At 73.8% G+C, this 20,184-nt stretch carries 18 protein-coding genes; 9 read left to right on the top strand and 9 right to left on the bottom strand.

What is annotated here, in order from left to right; all coding sequences use genetic code 11:
• Positions 1-195: 195 nt before the first annotated feature.
• Both Nocox_RS29675 and cydB read left to right on the top strand, forming a co-directional pair.
• Entirely contained in the window at positions 196-1,542 is a 1,347-nt protein-coding gene (locus Nocox_RS29675) for a cytochrome ubiquinol oxidase subunit I (RefSeq protein WP_020540712.1), read from the top strand.
• A gap of 17 nt (positions 1,543-1,559) precedes the next feature.
• Positions 1,560-2,438 (top strand): cytochrome d ubiquinol oxidase subunit II, encoded by an 879-nt coding sequence (cydB, locus tag Nocox_RS29680; protein ID WP_020540713.1) that lies wholly within the window; start codon positions 1,560-1,562, stop codon positions 2,436-2,438.
• Between the two features lie 6 nt (positions 2,439-2,444).
• Here the strand turns inward: cydB and Nocox_RS29685 are convergent, their stop codons facing one another.
• The 9 genes from Nocox_RS29685 to Nocox_RS29725 form a co-directional block, all read right to left on the bottom strand.
• The gene (locus Nocox_RS29685; protein ID WP_020540714.1) at positions 2,445-2,867 is read right to left on the bottom strand and encodes a hypothetical protein; all 423 of its coding nucleotides are present in this window, start codon (positions 2,865-2,867) and stop codon (positions 2,445-2,447) included.
• Positions 2,868-2,920: 53 nt separating this feature from the next.
• Positions 2,921-3,349: a hypothetical protein gene (locus tag Nocox_RS29690; RefSeq protein ID WP_020540715.1), complete on the bottom strand. Its 429-nt coding sequence runs from the start codon at positions 3,347-3,349 to the stop codon at positions 2,921-2,923.
• 57 nt (positions 3,350-3,406) lie between these two features.
• Complete coding sequence (locus Nocox_RS29695; protein ID WP_020540716.1) at positions 3,407-4,423, bottom strand: leucine-rich repeat domain-containing protein; 1,017 nt, start codon at positions 4,421-4,423, stop codon at positions 3,407-3,409.
• A gap of 22 nt (positions 4,424-4,445) precedes the next feature.
• Entirely contained in the window at positions 4,446-6,797 is a 2,352-nt protein-coding gene (cutA, locus tag Nocox_RS29700) for an aerobic carbon-monoxide dehydrogenase large subunit (RefSeq protein WP_020540717.1), read from the bottom strand.
• Complete coding sequence (locus Nocox_RS29705; protein ID WP_020540718.1) at positions 6,794-7,270, bottom strand: (2Fe-2S)-binding protein; 477 nt, start codon at positions 7,268-7,270, stop codon at positions 6,794-6,796. The genes cutA and Nocox_RS29705 overlap by 4 nt, the downstream gene beginning before the upstream one ends.
• The gene (locus Nocox_RS29710) at positions 7,260-8,099 is read right to left on the bottom strand and encodes an FAD binding domain-containing protein (RefSeq protein WP_020540719.1); all 840 of its coding nucleotides are present in this window, start codon (positions 8,097-8,099) and stop codon (positions 7,260-7,262) included. The genes Nocox_RS29705 and Nocox_RS29710 overlap by 11 nt, the downstream gene beginning before the upstream one ends.
• Positions 8,096-9,523, bottom strand: coding sequence for a uracil-xanthine permease family protein (locus Nocox_RS29715; RefSeq protein WP_051112416.1), 1,428 nt, complete (start codon positions 9,521-9,523; stop codon positions 8,096-8,098). The genes Nocox_RS29710 and Nocox_RS29715 overlap by 4 nt, the downstream gene beginning before the upstream one ends.
• Before the next feature lie 139 nt (positions 9,524-9,662).
• Positions 9,663-9,872: an RNA-binding S4 domain-containing protein gene (locus tag Nocox_RS29720; RefSeq protein ID WP_020540721.1), complete on the bottom strand. Its 210-nt coding sequence runs from the start codon at positions 9,870-9,872 to the stop codon at positions 9,663-9,665.
• A gap of 10 nt (positions 9,873-9,882) precedes the next feature.
• Positions 9,883-11,508: a PucR family transcriptional regulator gene (locus tag Nocox_RS29725; protein ID WP_020540722.1), complete on the bottom strand. Its 1,626-nt coding sequence runs from the start codon at positions 11,506-11,508 to the stop codon at positions 9,883-9,885.
• A 131-nt stretch (positions 11,509-11,639) separates the two neighbouring features.
• Here Nocox_RS29725 and Nocox_RS29730 point away from each other — a divergent pair, with 131 nt between their 5' ends.
• The 7 genes from Nocox_RS29730 (at position 11,640) to Nocox_RS29760 (ending at position 20,161) form a co-directional block, all read left to right on the top strand.
• Positions 11,640-12,524, top strand: a complete 885-nt coding sequence (locus Nocox_RS29730; protein WP_020540723.1) for an oxamate carbamoyltransferase subunit AllH family protein — start codon at positions 11,640-11,642, stop codon at positions 12,522-12,524.
• Complete coding sequence (locus Nocox_RS29735; RefSeq protein ID WP_020540724.1) at positions 12,521-13,870, top strand: AllF/FdrA family protein; 1,350 nt, start codon at positions 12,521-12,523, stop codon at positions 13,868-13,870. Before Nocox_RS29730 ends, Nocox_RS29735 begins: the two co-directional genes overlap by 4 nt.
• On the top strand, positions 13,867-15,255 hold the full coding sequence (locus Nocox_RS29740; protein WP_020540725.1) for a YlbE family protein: 1,389 nt from the start codon (positions 13,867-13,869) through the stop codon (positions 15,253-15,255). Before Nocox_RS29735 ends, Nocox_RS29740 begins: the two co-directional genes overlap by 4 nt.
• A 155-nt stretch (positions 15,256-15,410) precedes the next feature.
• Positions 15,411-17,477 carry a serine/threonine-protein kinase gene (locus Nocox_RS29745; protein ID WP_084685232.1) on the top strand — a complete coding sequence of 689 codons (2,067 nt, stop codon included), beginning with the start codon at positions 15,411-15,413 and terminating at the stop codon, positions 17,475-17,477.
• A gap of 44 nt (positions 17,478-17,521) precedes the next feature.
• Positions 17,522-18,097, top strand: coding sequence for a TetR/AcrR family transcriptional regulator (locus Nocox_RS29750; RefSeq protein ID WP_026213834.1), 576 nt, complete (start codon positions 17,522-17,524; stop codon positions 18,095-18,097).
• A gap of 52 nt (positions 18,098-18,149) precedes the next feature.
• Positions 18,150-19,352: a Cmx/CmrA family chloramphenicol efflux MFS transporter gene (locus tag Nocox_RS29755; protein WP_020540727.1), complete on the top strand. Its 1,203-nt coding sequence runs from the start codon at positions 18,150-18,152 to the stop codon at positions 19,350-19,352.
• Positions 19,349-20,161 carry an MOSC domain-containing protein gene (locus Nocox_RS29760; RefSeq protein ID WP_020540728.1) on the top strand — a complete coding sequence of 271 codons (813 nt, stop codon included), beginning with the start codon at positions 19,349-19,351 and terminating at the stop codon, positions 20,159-20,161. Before Nocox_RS29755 ends, Nocox_RS29760 begins: the two co-directional genes overlap by 4 nt.
• Positions 20,162-20,184 lie beyond the last annotated feature (23 nt).

Here is a 20,184-nt window from a genome sequence, read left to right on the forward strand (position 1 = left end):
TCCGCCGAGCGGGGTACCCCGGAATCAGCCCGGCGGGTGACGCCCCGGAGCGCCCTTCGGCGGCATTCTCGATACCCGGCAACCAGCACGTACGGGATCGGTGTGACCAAGGTCGCACCGCGATGCTCTACAGCGTGTAGTACTACTGAAGGTAGATGTACTACAGCTTGTAGAGCTCAGGAGTCGACGGGGAAGATGGACGCACTTGACCTGGCACGGTGGCAGTTCGGGGTCACCACCGTGTACCACTTTCTGTTCGTTCCCCTGACCATAGGTCTGGGGATCTTCGTGGCCGGGCTGCAGACCGCCTGGCACCGCACCGGCAAAGAGCACTACCTGAAGCTCACGAAGTTCTTCGGCAAGCTGTTCCTGATCAACTTCGCCATGGGCGTGGTCACCGGCATCGTGCAGGAGTTCCAGTTCGGGATGAACTGGAGCGAGTACTCCACCTTCGTCGGCGACGTCTTCGGGGCGCCGCTCGCGATGGAGGCGCTGCTGGCCTTCTTCATGGAGTCCACGTTCCTTGGCCTGTGGATCTTCGGCTGGGACCGGCTGCCGAAGAAGGTCCACCTGGCCTGCATCTGGGCCGCGGCCATCGGCTCCAACCTGTCGGCCTACTTCATCCTGGCCGCCAACGCCTGGATGAAGCACCCCGTCGGGTACGAGGTCGTGGACGGCAAGGCCCGCATGACCGACCTGTGGGCGGTGCTCACCAACTCCACCGCGCTCGCCCAGGTGCCGCACGTGGTCGGGGCGGCGTTCATCGTGGCCGGCGGGTTCGTGCTGGCCGTGTGCGGCTACTGGATGCTGCGGCGCAACGCGCCCATGTGGCGCAGCGCGGCGCGGGCCGCGCTGGTCATGACGGCGGTCGCGGGGGCCGTCGTCGCCGGCACGGGCGACCTGTCGGGCAAGCTGCTGTACGAGCAGCAGCCCATGAAGCTGGCCGCCGCCGAAGGTCTCCAGCACGACACCGCGGGCGCCGGGTTCAGCGTCGTCCCCGGCGTCGAGATCCCCAAGGTCCTGAGCTTCCTCGCCACCAACGACCTCAACGCCACCGTCCAGGGCACCGAGGACCTGCAGCGCCGCTTCGAGCAGCAGTTCGGCCCCGGCGACTACCGCCCGGACCCCGCCGTGGTCTTCTGGTCGTTCCGCCTGATGATCGGCTTCGGGATGGCCACCGTGGGCCTGTCGGTGCTCGGGCTCTGGCTGACCCGCCGCCGCCGCGAGTTCCCCCGCCGGCTGTCGCGGGCGCTGGTCGCGGCCCTGCCGCTGCCGCTGCTCGCGGTGATCGCCGGCTGGCTGCTGAGCGAGATCGGCCGCCAGCCGTGGACGGTGGCCGGCGAACTGCTGACCGCCGCCAGCGTCTCCCCCGGCGTGTCCCTCGCCGAGGTGGCGGTCTCGCTGGGCGTCTTCACCCTCCTCTACGGCGCGCTCGCCGTGGCCGAGGCCGTGCTGCTGACCCGGCACGTCCGCGAGGGAGTCCCCGAGCCCGAGCCCGCCCCCCTGGCCGAGCAGCGGCGCGAGCCGTCGCTCATGTACTGAGCGGAGGCACACCGACAATGATCGATCTCTGGTTCGTCATCATCGCCTTCCTCTGGACGGGCTACTTCGTGCTGGAGGGCTTCGACTTCGGCGTCGGCCTGCTGGCGCCCCTCCTCAGCAGGAACGACGCCGAGCAGCGGCAGAGCCTGCACACCATCGGCCCCGTCTGGGACGGCAACGAGGTGTGGCTGATCACCGCGGTGGGCGCGATGTTCGCCGCCTTCCCCGCCTGGTACTCGGGGGTGTTCAGCGCCTTCTACCTCCAGGTCACGCTGATCCTGGTCGGGCTGATCCTGCGCGGCGTCGGCCTGGAGTGGCGCGGCAAGGTCCGCAACCCGGCCTGGTGCGACATGGCGGTCATGGTGGGCAGCGGGCTGCCGGCGTTCCTGTGGGGCGCGGTCTTCGCCGACCTGCTGTTCGGCAGCGCGGTCGCGGCGGTGCTGGGCGGCGCGTTCACGCTGACCGTGTGCGTCCTGCACGGCGCGGTGTTCCTGGCGCTCAGGACCACCGGCGCGATCCGCCGCCGCGCCCGCGTCGCCGCCCTGGCGGCCGGCGCCGCGGTCATCCCGGTCGCCGTGCTCGCGCTGTCCAAGCTGGGGACGTTCCCCGCCCTCGCCGCCATGGCGGCGCTGGCCGCGGCGACGGCGCTGATCTGGCGGCGCAGGGAGGGCTGGGCGTTCACGGCCACGGCCGCCGCGATCGTGCTGTCCACGCTCGCGGTCTTCATGGAGCTGCGGGTCCGGCCGCTGCCGGGGCTGACGCTGGCGGAGGCGGCCTCCGGGGCGTACACGCTGACGATGCTGAGCTGGATCGGGCTGCTCGCGCTCCCGTTCGTCCTGCTCTACCAGGGCTGGACGTACTACGTGTTCAGGAAGCGGGTCCGCGTGGCCGCCTGACGGCGCTCAGCCGGCCACCCTCATCCGCTTGGTCCGGTGGTCGGTCAGGTGCAGGTCGCCACCGAGGCGTTCGCGCAGCAGGTCGAGCACCTGGCGGCCGGACAGCACCGTCCACAGGTCGCCGACCAGGTGCGGGTTGTACTCGGGGGCGGCGTCCATCCAGGCGTCCTTGCCCGCCTGGGACGCGAAGGTGGTCACGAAGAACTCGCCGTCGGGGGTCCTGCAGTAGCCCGTGCGCAGCTCGGCGGCGTTGACCTGGATGCGCGGCTTGCAGCCGACCTTGGCGGCGAGCTGCTCGACGGAGGGTGGGGCGGCGCCGGCCCGGCCGCCCGCGACGGCGGGGCCGCCGCCGCTCCCGCTGCCCTGGGAGCAGGCGGCGGCCAGTCCGGCCAGCAGGACGAGGGCGGCCAGACGTGGAAATGTCGTCATGTGCGGAGGTACGCAGCCCTCCCCGCCCGGGTTCGGCCTCATACCGGTTCGGGCTACTTCGGGGTGGGCGTCTGCGAGACCCGGTGGTCCATGAGGTGCAGGTCGCCGCTGAGCGGGGACTTGAGCTGCTCCAGCACCTCCAGCGGGCCGAGGACGGTCCACCGCGGGCCGACCAGGTGCGGGTTGTACTCCGGCGCCTGGTCCATCCACTGGTCCTTCAGCTTCTCGGACTTGAAGGTGTTGACGAAGAACTCGCCCACCTCGGTCTTGCAGTGGCCGGTGCGGATCTCCGCGCTGTCGACCTGCATCTTCGGCGTGCAGCCCACCTTGGCGGAGAGCTGCTCGACGGAGAGAGGGACGGCGTCGGCCTGTTGCTGGTCCTTGCCCGCTGCGACGTAGCCGCCCCAGCCCCCTGAGGAGGAGCATCCGGCGACCAGTCCGGCCAGCAGCGCGAAAGCGGCCAGACGTGGAAATGTCGTCATGTGCGGAGGTACGCAGGGACCCGCGGTCCGGTTCAGCGGGACACCGGGACGTCCCCGTCAGCGGAGGACGACGCAGCCACGCCCGGCGAGCACGCGCAGGACCCCGGGATCGCCGTCGAGCTTGTTCCAGCGCAGGTCCAGCTTCTCCAGCGCGGTCAGCCCGGCGAGACCGGCGGGCAGCTCACGCAGCCGGTTGTCGCGCAGGTCGAGATGGGTGAGGCGGGGCGGCAGGGCGTCCGGCAGCGCGCGGAGGCGGTTGCCGCGCAGGTCCAGCACCCGCAGCTCCGCGCAGTCGGCGAGGGCCGCGGGCAGCTCACGCAGCCGGTTGCCCTGCAGGTGCAGCTCACGCAGCCGGGAGAGCCGGCCGAACGACTCCGGCAGCGCCTCCAGCCTGTTGCGGTAGAGACGCAGCTCCACCAGGGCGGCCAGGTTCCCGAGCGCGTCGGGGAGGCGGGTCAGGCGGTTGTCGGTCAGGTTGAGGTAGGCGAGCCGGTCCAGCCGCCCCAGGGCCGCCGGCACCTCCGTGAAGGCGTTGTCGCTGAGGTAGAGGTAGTCGGTGAGCGGCAGGTCGCCCAGCTCCGGCGGGATCGTGGTGAGGCGGTTGTGGCCGAGGTCCAGCATCCGCAGCCGGGTGAGGCCGCCGACGGCCGCGGGGACGTCCGTGAGGGCGTTCTCGGCCAGGTTGAGCGACCGCAGCCCGGTCAGCTTCCACAGGGCGGCGGGGACGGCGGTCAGGCCGTTCGCGCCGGCGGCCAGGTGGCGGAGGGCGGGCGGCAGGCGGGCAGGGAGCTCGCGGACGCGGTTGCCGTACAGGGAGAGCGTCTCCAGGCCGGGCGGGCAGGAGGGGACGGCCGTGAGCCGGTTGCCGTCCACGTGCAGCGCCCGCAGCGCGCCGAGGCCGGACAGGTCGGGCAGGGCGGTGAGGGCGTTGCCGTCGAGCCGCAGCTCCTCCAGCGCCGCGAGCCCGCCCACCCGGGCGGGCACCTCGGCGATGTCGTTCCACGCCAGGTCCACCACCCGGACGTCGTCCGGCACCTCGGGGAACACGGTGAGCCCGGAGGCAGGCGCGCGCATGCGGCCGATCCTCCCACGACCCTTACGTGGTGCGCAGATGGAACAGGTCGGAGGGAGAGATGGGCATCCGGTCGATGGGGAAGCCCTCGGCGTCCTCGATGGCCGAGGCGATGACGGCCGAGACCGGGATCACGCCCGCCTCGCCCGCCCCCTTGATGCCGAGCGGGTTGAGCGGCGACGGCGTCTCCAGGTGGGCGGTCTCGACGTGCGGCACCTCGGTCGCGTACGGCATGAGGAAGTCCATGAAGGAGGCGTTGACGAGCTGCCCGTGCGGGTCGTACGCCATCCGCTCGTAGAGCGCGCCCCCGATGCCCTGCGCCACGCCCCCGTGGATCTGCCCCTCCACGATCATGGGGTTGATGAGCCGCCCGCAGTCGTGCACCACGGCGTAGCGCAGCACGCGGATCTCGGCGGTGTCCGGGTCGGTCTCGACGACGGCGGCGTGCATCCCAGCCGCGAACGTGGACCGGATCGGCGAGTAGTAGTCGCGCCCCTCCAGCCCCGGCTCCTCCCCCTCGGCGACCGGCGGCCGGTCGGGCGCGGCGGACCCGGCGAACTGGGTGGCCTTGGCGGCCTCCTCGTCGAAGGCGTAGCGCAGCGGGTTGGCGAGCACGGCGACCGTGGACAGGGGGACGGCCGCGTTCGGCGCCCCGGCCACGTGCACGATCCCCTCGGTGATCTCCAGGTCGGACGGGTCGGCCTCCAGCGCCTCGGCGGCGATGCGCAGCGCCTTCTCGCGCACCTTGCGGCAGGCGAGCGCGATGGCGTTGCCGCTGACGACGGCGGCGCGGGAGGCGAAGGTGCCGACCGCGTAGCCGAACCTGCGGGTGTCGCCGGTGACCACGCTGATCCGCTCGATGGGCACGCCCAGCTCGGTCGCGGCGATCTGGGCGAAGGCCGTCTCGTGGCCCTGCCCCTGCGAGGTGAGCCCGGTCGAGACGTGCACCCGCCCGTCGGAGGTGATCTGCACGTGCCCGCCCTCGTACGGCCCCACGCCCGTGCCCTCGACGTAGCAGCCGATGCCGATGCCGCGCCCCGGGACGCGCTCGAAGGAGTCCCAGCCGATCAGCTCCTTCAGCAGGCGCAGCATCTCGGGGTAGTCGCCGCTGTCGTAGATGAGCGGCCGGCCGTCCTGGAAGGTCATCCCCTGGTCGTACGGGAACTCGCCCGGCCCGATGAAGTTGGCCGCGCGCACCTCGGTCCGGTCGCGGCCGAGGTAGCGGGCGATCTTGTCCATGGTGCGCTCCATGCAGAACACGCCCTGCGGGCGGCCCGCCCCCCGGTAGGGCGTGACCTGCACGGTGTTGGTGTAGACGGCGCTGAACTCGACCCGGTACGCCCCGATCTTGTAAGGACCGAGGAGCTGCGTCGAGGTGACGATCGGCACGATGATCCCGTAGGGGGTGTACGCGCCGTGGTCGTGCAGGATCGTCACGTCCAGCCCGAGGACGCGCCCGTCGTCGTCGAAGCCGACGCGGACGTACTGCACCTGGCCGCGTTCGTGGGCGGAGGAGACGAAGTGCTCCCTGCGGTCCTCCGTCCACTTGATCTCGCGGCCGAGCGTCATCGCCGCCCACGGCACGAGGATCTCCTCCGGCCACGGGTGCACGATCTTGACGCCGAAGCCGCCGCCGACGTCCGGCGCGACGACCTCGACCCGCGGCAGCGGCAGGCCGAGCGCGGCGGCGACCGCCATGCGCACGCTGGTGGAGGTCTGGGTGCTGGAGTGGACGCGCAGGTCGCGGCCGTCCCAGCGGGCGTGGACGCCGCGGCCCTCCAGCGGCATGCTGGCGCTGCGCTCGATGTCGAGCCGGAAGGCGAGCGTGTGCGGCGCGGTCTCGACGGCCTCGCGGGCGCCGCGCCCGTCCGCGCCGGCGACCTCCTGGACGAGGTGCGCGCCGACGTTGCCCGGCACGTCCTCGTGGACGAGCGCCGCCCCCTGCACGGCCTCCTCCAGGCCGACGACGGGCTTCAGCACCTCGTAGTCGACCTCGATGAGCGCGCAGGCGTCCTCGGCGGCGTAGCGGTCGGCGGCCACCACCATGACGACCGGCTCTCCCACGTGCCGGACGACGTCCCTGGCCAGCGGGTACGCGGTCCGGCCGTGGGTGAGCGCCGGGTGCGGGATGAGCAGCGGCAGCGGCCGGCCGACCCGTTCGGGCAGGTCCTCCCACGTGTAGATCGCGACCAGGCCCTCGACGTCGAGCGCCGGGCCGACGTCGATGTCACGGATACGGGCGTGCGCGTGCGGGGAGCGGACGAACGCCGCGGCGAGCGCGTCGGCGCCGAGGTCGTCGAGGTAGCGGCCGCCTCCGGTGAGCAGCCGCGGGTCCTCGCGCCGCTGGACCGGCTCGCCGAACAGCCTCGTCGTCATGCTTCCTCCGCCAGCAGCTCGGCGGCCCGGTGGACGGCCTTGACGATGTTCTGGTAGCCGGTGCAGCGGCACAGGTTGCCGGAGATGCCCTCCAGCACCTCCTCGTCCGTGGGGGCGGGGTTCGCCTCCAGGAACGCGGTCACCGTGCACAGGAAGCCCGGGGTGCAGAAGCCGCACTGCAGGCCGTGGCACTCGGCGAAGGCCCGCTGCACCGGCGACAGCCCGCCGGGCCCGGCCAGCCCCTCGACCGTGGTGATGTCGCGGCCGTCCACGGTGACGGCGAACGTCAGGCACGAGCGCACCGGCTCGCCGTCGAGCAGCACCGTGCAGCAGCCGCAGACGCCGTGCTCGCAGCCGACGTGGGTGCCGGTCAGCCCGAGGTCGTGGCGCAGGCAGTCGGACAGCAGCCGCCTGGCGGGGACGCGCACCCGCCGGGCGGCGCCGTTCACCACGAGCGTGATCTCATGTTCCAAGGGTCTCCGCCTCCTGTGCGGCCTCGCGCAGGGCCCGTTCGGCCAGCACCCCGACGAGATAGCGGCGGTAGGCGGCCGTGGCGTGGATGTCGTCGTCGGGGTCGGTCTCCTCCCGCACCGCGCGGGCCGCCGCCGCCCAGTCGGGGGCGTGCCCGCTCACGTCCACGACGACGGGGACGGGGCCGACGCCGACGCAGGCCACCCGCGCCGCGCCGGCCGGGCCGGCGACGGCGCACACCCCGGCGAGCGCGTAGTCGCCGTGGCGGCGGGACACCTCGGCGAAGGCGCATCCCGCGCCCGGCGCGAGGTCCGGGAACCAGGCCGACACGGCCAGCTCGCCGGGCAGCACCGCCGACTCCATGGGGCCGGTGAAGAAGGCGGCGGCCGGGATGTCACGCTCCACCGGGGCGCCGTCGCGCCAGCGGGCCACCCGTACGGACCCGCCGAGCACCGCCAGCACGGCGGGCAGCTCGGCGGCCGGGTCGGCGTGCACGAGGCTGCCCACCACGGTGCCGCGGTTGCGGATCACCGGGTGGGCGACCAGCTTGAGCGCCCGCGTGAGCAGCGGGTGCGCGCCGGAGCGCTCGGCCTCCGCGTGCCTGGCCAGCGCCCCGACCCGCACGCCGCCGGGCTCGCGCTCGACGCCGCCGAGCCCGGCCACCCGGTTGATGTCCACGAGGTGGGCGGGCGCGACCAGGCGCATGTTGAGCATGGGGATGAGGCTCTGCCCGCCGGCCAGCACCTTGCCCCCCGCCCCGATCTCTTCCAGGGTGCGGAGCGCCGCGCCGAGGTCGCGGGGGGCGTGGTAGGTGAACGGCGGCGGCTTCACCCGGCCTCGCTCCCCGCCGCCGTTGCCGGTGCCGGTTCGAGCGGCCGCCCGGCGATGGCCCGCAGCAGGTGGTAGCCGCCGAGCACGACGATGGTGCCGAGCGCGATGCCCTCCAGGGTGAGGTCGCCGCCGACGAAGTGGCTGACCGGCCCGATGGCGAGGATGATGCCGGCGCCGGTCGGCACCATGTTGACGGGGTCGGCGAAGTCGACCCGGTTCTCGATCCAGATCTTCGCGCCGAGCAGGCCGATCATGCCGTAGAGGATGACGGTGACGCCGCCGAGCACGCCGCCCGGCGTGGCCGCGACGAGCTGCCCGAACTTGGGGCACAGCCCGAACAGGATCGCGATGACGGCCGCGATGTAGTAGGCGGCGGTCGAGTAGACCTTGGTGGCCGCCATGACGCCGATGTTCTCGGCGTAGGTGGTGGTGGGCGAGCCGCCGACCGCGGTGGCGACCACGGTGGCGACGCCGTCGGCGGCGACCGCGCGGCCGACGTAGGGGTCGACGTCCACCTTGGTCATCTCGCCGACGGCCTTGACGTGCCCGACGTTCTCGGCGACGAGCGCGATGACGGCGGGCAGCACCAGCAGCACCGCCGAGAAGCGGAAGTCGGGCCCGTGGAAGCTCGGCAGCCCGAACCAGTCGGCCTTGGCGACGTTGTCGAAGCTCACCCGGTCGTGGGAGAAGGCCGTGGCCAGGCAGTACGGGCCCTCGGGCGCGCAGGCGTTGCCGGCCGCGTCACGCAGGTTGGCGCCCGGCAGCACGGAGGTGACCGGCCCCGCCAGGCGGTCGAGCACCCACGACAGCACGAACCCGGCGACCAGCCCGACCAGCACCCCGATCCGCCCGATGAAGCCCTTGAACGCCACGATCACCACGAACGTGATGAGCATCGTGAGCAGCGCGACCCAGTGGTCCTGGGGCCAGTAGACGTCGGCGACCACGTACGCGAGCCCGAACCCGATGAGCATGACCACCGCGCCCGTGACGACGGGAGGGAACACCTTGTGGATGATCTGCACGCCGAGGAAGTGGATGGCGACCCCGATGAGCGCCAGCACGAAGCCGGCGACCAGGATCGCGCCCGTCACGATGGCGTCCGCGCCCGCAGTGTCGCCGCCGAAGGCCGCCCGGATCGCGAGCACGCCGCCCACGAACGAGGCGCTGGTGCCGAGGTAGCTGGGCACCTTGCCCTTGACGATCAGCAGGAACAGGATCGTCGCCACGCCCGACATCATCACCGCGACGTTGGGGTCCAGCCCCATGACGAGGGGGAAGACGAACGTCGCGCCGAACATCGCGATCACGTGCTGCGCGCCGAACCCGACCATCCTGGGCCAGCTCAGGCGCTCGTCGGGCCTGACCACCTCTCCGGGCGCCAGGTGCTTGCCGTCACCGTGTCTGGTCCATCCCAAAACCATGAGCGCCCCTTTTGCGCTGGGCCTTGCCGGCGACCCGTTTACCGTTGCGGGCACATTAGGCCCGCCCCGGTAGTCCTACACGGGCATGATCTGCCAAATCTGCGCGGCCCACCAGTGGAAACCTCGCGCACATGTCGATCTAGGCGACGTGAATCGAGAAACCGTCGCCGCTCACGACCTGGCCGGCCCGGATCTTGGCGGTCTTGCGCAGCTCCACCTCCCCGTCCACGAGGACCAGGCCCTCGGCGATGAGGTGTTTGGCCATGCCGCCGGTCTCGGTGACGCCGCAGTACTTGAGCAGGTCGCAGAGCGGGATGAAGTCGGAGCGCAGTTCGAAGTCGAGGTCCACAGAGGACAGCCTAGATACCTCTCATGCGCAGCACGTGCAGGGCCAGCGTCAGGTTGAGGCGCAGATGCGGGTCGTCGGTGAAGTTGCCGAGCATCCGCTCCAGCTTGCCGATGCGGTAGCGCAGCGTGTTGTAGTGGAAGTGCAGCCGGCGCGCGGTCTCGGCCACGTTGAGGTTGGTCTCCAGCAGCACCTGGAGGGTGCGGCGCAGGTCGGCGTTCTCGGCGTCGTCGTCGGCGGCGAGCGGGCCGAGCGTCTCGCGGACGAACGCGTGCAGCTCGTCGGTGTCGTTGACCAGCGACAGCAGCCGGTAGACGCCGAGCTGGTCGAAGTGGGCGACCGCGCCGGGCCCGTGGAGCTGGCGGCCCACGCGGGCCGCCTTGAGCGCCTGCGCGTACGCCTCGGGCAGCGCGTCCGCCCCTGGGCTCGGCCGGGAGGTGCCGGTGGAGAACGTGGCGGGCGGCAGGTCGGCGAAGGCCGAGGCGGCGTCCTTGGCCACCCGCGCCGCGTCGAGCGCGGCGTCGATCACCGCGACCACCTCGTGCGAGAACCCGGCCACCGCGCCGCGCTGGTCGTGCCGCCGGACGGCCGCCGTCCAGCAGGCGACGAGCCGGTCCTGGGCGCTGCGCTCGTCGCCGTCGGGGTCGAGCTCGGCCACGAGCACGGTCACGGGCCGCGACAGGTCCCACCCGAACGCCCGGGCGCGGGCGGTGACCCGTTCGGCCGCGCCGGCCCGGCCGGTGAGCACGTCGCGCAGGAAGTCGGCGCGGTATTTGCTCTCGACGGCGTTGACCGCCTCCTGCCGGGTGACGACGAGCGCGGCCACGGTGGCGGCCCGCTCCAGGATGCCGACGTCGCTGTCCCTGATCGCGGTCGAGGCGCTGTAGGCGACGATGCGGCCGTGGTGGTGCCCGCCGGCCAGCACGGGCACGGAGGCGTACTCCCTGCCGCGCCCCCCGGCCCCGGCCCTGGCGGGCGCGCGGGCAGCCGTGGTGGGCGGCCCCTCGCGGGAGATCGACTCGCGCAGCGCGGCCACCTGCTCGGCCGGCCCGGCGGTGGCCAGCACGGCGCCGGCGCCGTCCACGACCGCCACCGACACGTCGAGGAGCTGCGCCACCTCGGCGGCCACCTCGCGGAGCCCGCCGCCCGCCAGCACGACCTGCACCAGCGCGCGGTGCGCCTCCTCGGCGCGGGCCAGCACGGCGGCCTGGCGGTTGAGTATGTCGGTGAGCACCTGGTTGAGGATGTCGTCGAAGCCCACGTCGTTGGGCAGCAGGATGAGCGGGAAGCCGAGCCGGTCGGCCTGCTCCACCATGTCGCCGGGCAGCTCGTCGACGTACCGGCCGAGCTTGATCGCCAGGGCGGCGAGGCCGCGCTCGTCGAGGTCGGCGACCAGCCGGCCGAGCGACTGCGGGGTGTTGCGCAGCGGGTAGCCGGTGGTGAGCAGCAGCTCGTGCGGCTTGACCCAGGCCAGGATGTCGGGGACCTCCATGACGTTGAGCCGCTGCACGATGCGGCCGAGCCCGCTCTCCCCCGCGATGAGCCTGGCCTCCGCGAGGGTCGACACGCCCAGCACCTCCCCGACGGAGACACCGTGAATGATGGTGCCGGTGCTGGCGAGACGGACTGGGGGCTCCATGGGGAGATTGTGACCCCGGGAACGGTCTGTCAGGAAGAGCCAACCTTCCCGCGCACTGTTGGCAAATTTCTCCGTACGGAGGGTTCGCGGGCCGTTCTACGGTCAGGTCCAAGGTCGGTCAGGGAGGTCCGGTGCCCGTCGGTGTCCATGTCAGCACGTCCGCGCGGCGCGAGCGCGTCCACGTCTCGGGAGCGGCGAGCACCGCGGTCCGGCCGCTCCTGGAGGCGACGCGGCGGCCCGCCCGGGTGCTCGCGGCCTTCCCCGCCGGGGTCTACCTGGAGGTGCGGACGGAGCTGGAGCCGACGGTGATCGCGGTCATCACCGGCGATGCGGTCCGGCTGCCCAACTCCGTGCTGCTGGCGGGCGGGCTGCCCAGGGCCGAGGTGGGCGAGGAGGCGTGGGTGGGCGACCGGGGCGTGGACCTCGGGCCGCTGAGCCTGCGCGTACGGCGCTGGTGGGATCCCGCCCCGCCGCTGGGACCGGTGGACCTGGCGGGCCTGGAGGCGGCCGCCGCGGTCCTCGCGCGGCCGGCGGAGCCCGCTCCCGGGCTGCCGGGCAACGGCGCGGTGGACGCGCTCGCGGCGGCCTGCGGGCGCGGCTGGCTGCTGGGCATGGCGACGGCGGCCGAACAGCTGGTCGGGCTCGGGCCGGGGCTCACGCCGAGCGGTGACGACGTGCTGGCCGGGCTGCTGGTGACGCTCCGGCATCTCGGGACGGCGACGGGGACGGAACGGGCGGTGTGGCTGGCCGGCTGGCTGGCGGCGACCGTGACCTTCGACGCGCGCACCCGTACCACGCCCCTGTCGGCGACGCTCCTGCACTGCGCGGCCCGGGGCGAGGCGAGCCCGGAGGTGACGGCGGTGCTGCGCGGCGTCGCCGGCGCGCAGCAGCTCGAACCGGCGCTGCGGCGGCTGCGCCGCGTCGGCCACACCTCGGGCGCCGACCTGGCGCAGGGCGTGGCCATCGGCGTGGACGCGGTGCTCTCCCTCGCCCGGTCCGCGGGCGGGCGTCCGTGAGCGGGGAGGTCGTCCTCGTCCGCAAGGGCGCCTACCACGACTCGGTGCAGCTCATGCGGGTGAGCAGGGCGCTTCTGGCGACGCCCGGCGTCGAGGCGGCCATGGTCGCCATGGCGACGGAGCTGAACGTGGCGGTGCTCGGCGACCTCGGCTTCACCGTGCCGCCCGCGGGTCCGGGCGACCTGCTGATCGCCGTACGGGCCGACGATCCCGGCGCGGCCGTGGCGGAGGCGGACCGGCGGCTCGCCGAGCTGGAGCGGCCCGGCGAGGCGGGGGCGGACGGGCAGCGGCCCCTCACGACGGGGTCGGCGATCCGCCGCGAGCCCGCCGCGCTGGCGCTGGTCTCGGTGCCGGGCGAGCACGCCTTCTGCGAGGCGTACGACGCGGTGACGGCCGGGCTGCCGGTCATGATCTTCAGTGACGGCGTGCCGGTCGCGCTGGAACGGCGGCTGAAGGAGCTGGCGGAGGAGCGGGACGTCCTCGTCATGGGCCCCGACTGCGGCACCGCCTCGATCGGCGGGGTGGGGCTCGGCTTCGCGAACGTGCTCACGCCGGGTCCCGTGGGCGTGGTGGCGGCCTCAGGCACCGGCGCGCAGCAGGTCACCTCGCTGCTCGACTGGGCGGGGACGGGGGTCAGCCACATCCTGGGCGTGGGAGGCAGGGACCTGTCGGCCGAGGTCGGCGGCCTGTCCACGTTGCGCGCGCTGCGCCTGCTCGACGACGATCCGGCCACCGAGCTGATCGTGCTGATCTCCAAGCCGCCCGCCCCGGAGGTCGCGGGGGCGGTGGCGGAGGCCGTGGCGGGGCTGCGTACGCCGGTGGTCAGCGCGCTGCTGGGGCGGGACGCCGCCGACCTCACCGGCGCCGCCGAGGCGGCGCTGCGGGCGCTCGGGCGGCCGGTGCCCGAGTGGCCGTCCTGGCCGGGCCCGGTGCGCGGCGGCGCGCGCAAGACGCTCAGGGGCGTCTACTCCGGCGGGACGCTGTGCGCGGAGGCCGCGCTGGTCGCCGGGCGGGGCGACTTCGTGGACTACGGCGACGACGTCTACACGCGGGGCCGCGCGCACCCGATGATCGACCCGGCGCTGCGCGTGGAGGCGCTGGCGCGGGCGGCCGAGACGGACGTGGTGCTCATGGACGTCGTCCTCGGCCACGCGGCCGACCCGGATCCCGCCGTGACGCTCGCTCCCGCGATCGCCCGCACGCCCGCCACCGTGGTCGTGGCGCTGGTCGGCACCCTGGGCGATCCGCAGGACCTGCACCGCCAGGCGGCGGCCCTCCGGGAGGCGGGCGCGGCCGTGTACCTCTCCAACGCCCAGGCCGCCCGGCACGCCAGGAGCCTCGTATGACCTTCCTGTCCGCCCCGTCCCGCGTCGTGACCGCCGGGGCCGGCCTGCTCGACGAGTCCCTGGCCGCGCAGGCCGTGGCCACCACCCCGGTGGACTGGCGCCCGCCGCTGCCCGGCACCGCCGAGGCGCTGGCCGTGGTGCTGACCGACCCGCGCAGGCAGGCCGCGAACGAGCTGGCCGCCCGCCGCCTGACCGCCGCGAGGCCGCACCTGGTGGGCGTACGGCGGGCCTCGGAGGTGCTGAGCGAGGCGCTCGCGGGCGGCGCGTTCCTGCACGCGGGTCCGCCGATCACGTGGGAGCGGGCGTCCGGGCCGCTGCGCGGCGCGCTGATCGGCGCGATGCTGCTGGAGGGCCGGGCGGGCGACGAGGCCGACGCGGAGCGCAGGCTGGCGGCCGGCGAGGCGGCGCTGCGGCCCTGCCACGAGCACGGCGCGGTGGGGCCGATGGCGGGCGTGGTGAGCCCGTCGATGTGGATGTTCGAGGTGCGCGACGAGGAGCACGGCGGCCTCGCGTACTGCTCGCTGAACGAGGGCCTGGGCAAGGTCCTGCGCTACGGCGCGTACGGCCCCGAGGTGCTGGAGCGGCTGCGCTGGATGGACGAGGTGCTCGGCCCGGTGCTCGCCGCGGCACTGGCCGCGACCGGGCCGCTCGACCTGCGCGCGCTCGTCGCGCAGGCGCTGCAGATGGGCGACGAGTTGCACAACCGCAACCGCGCGGCCACCTCGCTGCTGCTGCGCGAGCTGGCCCCGGCCGTGGTCGAGGCCGCTCCGGGGCGGGCGGCGCAGGTGCTGCGCTTCATGGGCGGCAACGACCACTTCTTCCTCAACGCGGGCATGGCCGCGGCCAAGGCCGCCACGGACGCGGCCCGCGACGTGCCCGGCTCGTCCATGGTGGTGGCGATGGCGCGCAACGGCACCGACTTCGGCGTGCAGGTGTCGGGGCTCGGCGGGCGCTGGTTCACCGGCCCGGCGGGGGTGCCCGACGGGCTCTATCTCGGCGCGTACGGCCCTCAGGACGCCAACCCCGACATCGGCGACTCCACGATCACCGAGACCTCGGGCCTCGGCGGCTTCGCGATGGCGGCCGCGCCGGCGATCGTGCGTTTCGTGGGCGGCGAGGTGGCCGACGCGGTGCGCGCCACCCGCTCGATGTACGAGATCACGCTCGCCGAGCATCCGGCGTACCAGATCCCGGGGCTCGGCTTCCGCGGCACGCCGGTCGGCGTCGACGTCGCGCTGGTCGCCAGGACGGGCGTGCTGCCGGTGGTCAACACCGGCATCGCGGGCCGCGTCCCGGGAACCGGTCAAGTGGGAGCGGGTCTGGTCGAACCGCCCGCGGAGGCGTTCGTGACCGCTTTGCAGGCATTGGCCGCGGCGACTAAATGATCCAATTTGAAAGAATGCATATCTGCACGTCAGATGGGATGTAAAGGCGCATCGGCTTCCCTTGCGCATTCCCCGGCCGTTATCGTAACGAACCTCATAATCTGCAAGTAGCGTGATGAACGCACGTGACGGATGAGGGAGATGGGGGCGGGATCATGGCAGCGGACCGCTTGCTCAGCGGATCCGGCCCGGAAGGGGACGCCGCGGCCGGCGCCGCCCCCAGCCAGGGCCGCCTGGTCGGCCGGCGCTACCGGCTGATGTCCCCGGTCGGCAGGGGCGGCATGGGCATGGTGTGGCACGCCCACGACGTGCTGCTCGACCGGGACGTGGCGGTCAAGGAGCTCATCCTGCCCTACGGGCTCGACCACGCGGGCAAGCAGCTCGCGCACCGGCGGATGCTGCGCGAGGCGAGGTCCGCCGCCCGGCTGCAGCATCCCGGCATCGTGACCGTCCACGACGTCGTCGAGGAGGACGGGCGTCCCTGGATCGTCATGGAGCTGGTCCGGGCGTGGTCGCTGGAGCAGGCGGTGCGCCAGAGCGGGCCGCTGCCGGTGCTCCAGGCGGCCGAGATCGCCATCCGGGTGCTCGACGCGCTCATGCACGCGCACGCCGCCGGCATCATGCACCGCGACATCAAGCCCGGCAACGTGCTGCTGACCTCCGACCGCGTCGTGCTGACCGACTTCGGCATCGCGGCGATCGAGGGCGACGTGACGATCACCCAGACCGGGCTGCTCATGGGGTCGCCCGCGTACATCCCGCCGGAGCGGCTGTCGGGGCGGGCGATCACGCAGGCGGCCGACCTGTGGTCGTTCGGCGCGACGTTGTACGCCGCCGTCGAGGGGCGGCCGCCGTACGAGGGGCCCGACCCGGTCGCGGTGCTCGGCCAGGTGCTCACGCAGGCCCCGATCACGCCGCAGCGCGCCGGCTCGCTCCTGCCGGTGATCGAGGGCCTGCTGCGCAAGAACCCCGCGGAGCGGCTGACCGCCCCGCAGGTCGTCGAGATGCTGGAGGCGGTGCTGCGGGCGCACGGCTCGGTCCGGCCGCGGGCGCCCGAGCCGCTGCCGAGCCCGGCGGAGCCGGTGCCCGCCGACCTGCTGCCGCCGCTGGACACGCCGTCGGGGCCGATGCCCTCGCGGATCGTGGAGACGCCCTCGGGGCCGGTCCGGGTCCCGTACGACCCGCTCACCAGCCCGTCGGGCGGGCACGCGATGCCGTACGACGGGCTGTCCACGCCGTCCGGCAGCCACCGCACCGACCAGCTCCCGCGCCCGCAGGGCTTCGGCGATCCCGGCGGGCCCGGCCGGCCGTTCGCCGGGGGCACCGGTCCCCGCGTCCCGGCCCGCGACCTCGGGCCCGGCCTGGACGCGGACCCGGACGACGACCTGATCGACGGGCCAGGCCCGCATCCGCGCCCGATCCTGCCGCTGACCACGGACAGCCGCTCCGCCGGCCCCGCGGACACCCCGTGGCCGCTGGCCTCCCCCGACGACCTGCGCGAGCACTCCCGCGGCCTGACCGACGACCTCCGCCCCGGCCGCCTGACCCGGCTGCCCGCGGCCGCGCCGCGCACGGGCAGGAGCCGGCGCAGGGCCGAGGACGACGACGGCCTGTGGATGCGCGACGGCCGGCCGACCCCGCTCACCATCGCCGGGTCCCTGGTGCTGGTCGGCGGCGCCATCGTCGCGGCCGTCCTCGGCCTGTCGAGCGGCGGCTCCCCCACGCCGGCGGCCGGACCGCCGGCCGCCACGGCCACCGCCCGCACCCTGCAGAGCGAGCCGTCGGCGGCGCCCGACGGCTACCGGGAGCAGACCTCGGCCGGGTTCACCGTCGCGGTGCCCGAGAACTGGAAGCTGACGGCGGCGGGCGGCCTGGCCACGTTCGCCGGGCCGAAGGACTCCGGGCTGCGCGCGGTGGTCGAGGACGCCACCCCGGAGGACGACGGCGGCCTGGCGGAGCTGAGCCACCGTGAGTCCGAGGGCGGGCGGGAGAGCTACATCCAGGTGCAGCTCCAGGCCGTGAACTACCGGGGCTGGAAGGCGGCCGACTGGGAGTACACGTACACGACCGCCGCCGGCGTCCCGATGCACGCGCTGACCCGGTACGTCACCCTCGACGACGCCACCGCGTTCACGATCACCTTCGACGTGCCCGAGCTGAAGTGGGACGAGCAGGCCGACATGCGCAAGGTGTTCCTGGACACGTTCAGGAAGACCACCTGACCCGTTTTGCACTGATCGTTCCAGAACGTGCTAGCGTGGCCGTCATGGCGCGACCGAGGACGTTCGACGAGGATTCCGCGGTCGAGGCGGCGATGCGCGCGTTCTGGCGGGCAGGTTACGAGGCCACCTCGACGCAGGACCTCTGCGCGGCCACCGGGCTCGGGCGCAGCAGCGTCTACAACACCTTCGCCGGCAAGCACGACCTGTTCCGCAGGGCGCTGCGCCGCTACATGGACCAGCGCGACGCCGCGCTGGCCGAGCTGATGGACGGCGAGCGGCCGATCAGGGAGAAGGTCGCCACCGTGCTGGGCTGGGCGGTCGCCCCGCCCGATCCCGACGACCCGGACGGCTGCCTGGTGGTCAACACGATGATCGAGCTGGCCCCGCGCGACCCGGAGGTCGCCGGGATGCTGCGGCGGGACAACGAGCTGCGGGTGCGGATCATGCGCGCGGCGTTCGAGGACGCCAGGGCGCGGGGCGAGCTCGCGCCGGACAAGGAGCCGCTCGCGCTCGCCCGGTTCGTGACCGCCGCCGTCTCCGGGCTGCGGGTGCTGGCGCGCGGCGGGGCCGACCGGGCGACGCTCGAGTCCGTCGCGCGAACCGCGCTGGACGTCCTCTGATCTTCTCGTGCCCCGATTTTGAACTGACCGATCCAAAACAAGGGAGGCCGCCGTGCCCCTGGCGGTTTACGTACTGGGCCTGTCGATCTTCGCGCAGGGCACCTCGGAGCTGATGCTGGCCGGGCTGCTGCCCGAGCTGGCCGCCGACCTCGGGGTGTCCGTGCCGCGGGCGGGGCTGCTGATCTCGGCGTTCGCGATGGGGATGCTGGTGGGCGCTCCGGTACTGGCCGTGGTGACGCTGCGATGGCCCCGGCGCACGGCGTTGCTGACGTTCCTGGTGATCTTCGCGCTGTCCCACGTGGTCGGCGCGCTGACCAGCGACTACACCACGCTCTTCGTCACCAGGGTCGCCGGCGCGTTCGTGTACGCCGGGTTCTGGGCCGTCGCGGCCGGCACCGTCATCGGGCTCGTGCCCGCCGGCGCCCGCGGCCGGGCGATGAGCGTCCTCGCGGGCGGGCTGACCGTCGCGACCGTGCTCGGGCTGTCCCTCGGCACCGTGCTCGGGCAGCACCTCGGCTGGCGGGCGGCGTTCTGGGCGGTGGCCGCGATGACCCTGCTCGCCGGCGCGGGCGTGCTCGCGACCATCCCCGGCGGCGGCGCTCGCGGGGGCTCGGCGCCGCGGGTCGGGGCGGAGCTGCGCGCGCTGGTCAACCCCCGCCTCTGGCTCGCCTACGGCACCACCGCGCTCGCCACCGCCGCGCTGCTGGCCACCTTCAGCTACCTGAGCGCCCTGCTCACCGTCACCACCGGCCTGGCCCCGGCCTGGGTGCCCGCCGTGCTGGCCGGCTACGGCATCGGGGCGCTGGCCGGCATCACGGCCGGCGGCAGGACCGCCGACGCCCGGCCGTTCCCGACCCTGTTCCTCGGCGTCGCGGGCGTGGTCGTCATCTCGGCGGCGCTGGCCCTCGCCGCCCCGGTCCCGGTGCTCGCCGTCGTGCTGGTGGTCCTGCTCGGCGCGTTCGGCTTCGCCACCAACCCGGCGCTCAACACCCGCGCCTTCGCGCTGGCGGAAGGCGCGCCGACGCTCGCCGCCGCGGGCAACGTCGCCGCCTTCAACGCCGGCATCACCGTGGGCCCCTGGCTGGGCGGTCTGGTCATCGACGCGGGCCTCGGCTACCCGTCGGTCTCGTGGCTCGGCGCGGCGCTCGGCCTCGCGGCCCTCGCCGCGGTCGCGCTGTCGGCGCGCCTGCGCCACGGTGAGGCTCCCGCGGCCCAGGACCCGGCCGGGGCCCGTGCTGTACGGTCAGCGCTATGAGGCTGGCCAGCATCCACCGATACCCCATCAAGTCGACCGCCGGGCACGACCTCACCGAGGCCGAGGTGCAGCCCTGGGGCCTGGCGGGCGACCGCCGCCACCTGATCACCGACGAGCGCGGCGCCATCCTCACCGCGCGCGACGAACCCCGGCTGCTGTCCTGCGTGCCCCGGCTCGACGGCGACCGGCTCACCCTGACAGGGCCGCACGCCGGCCCGCTCCCCGTGGTCCCCGACGGCCCGCTGTCCACGGTGGACGTGTGGGGCACGCCGGTGGACCTGACCGACTGCGGCGAGGAGGCCGCGCGCTGGCTGTCGGAGCTGGCCGGGCGGCCGGTCCGGCTGAAGTGGCTCGACGACCCCACCCGCCGCCGCATCGACCCTCCCCACGGGAGGCCGGGAGACAGCGTGAGCCTGGCCGACGGCGCCCCGCTGCTGCTCACCACGACCGCCTCGCTGGCCAGGCTCGACGAGTGGGTCGCGGAGGGCGCGCGGGAGCGCGGCGAGGAGCCGCCCGCGCCTCTGTCCATGCGCCGGTTCCGGCCGAGCGTGGTCGTGGACGGCGCGACGGCCTTCGCCGAGGACGAGTGGAAGCGGCTCACGATCGGCGGCGTGGCCTTCCGGGTCACCAAGGGCTGCGACCGCTGCGTGCTCACCACGATCGACCCGGAGACGTACGCGAAGGGCAAGGAGCCGATCCGTACGCTGTCCCGGCACCGCAAGTGGGACGGCAAGGTCTGGTTCGGCATCAACCTGATCCCGGACACGACCGGAACGATCACGGTGGGCGATTCGATCACCGTTCTCTGAAATATTGCAAGAAAAGTTCTTCC

This window comes from Nonomuraea coxensis DSM 45129, from assembly GCF_019397265.1.
Taxonomy (GTDB): Bacteria; Actinomycetota; Actinomycetes; order Streptosporangiales; family Streptosporangiaceae; genus Nonomuraea; species Nonomuraea coxensis.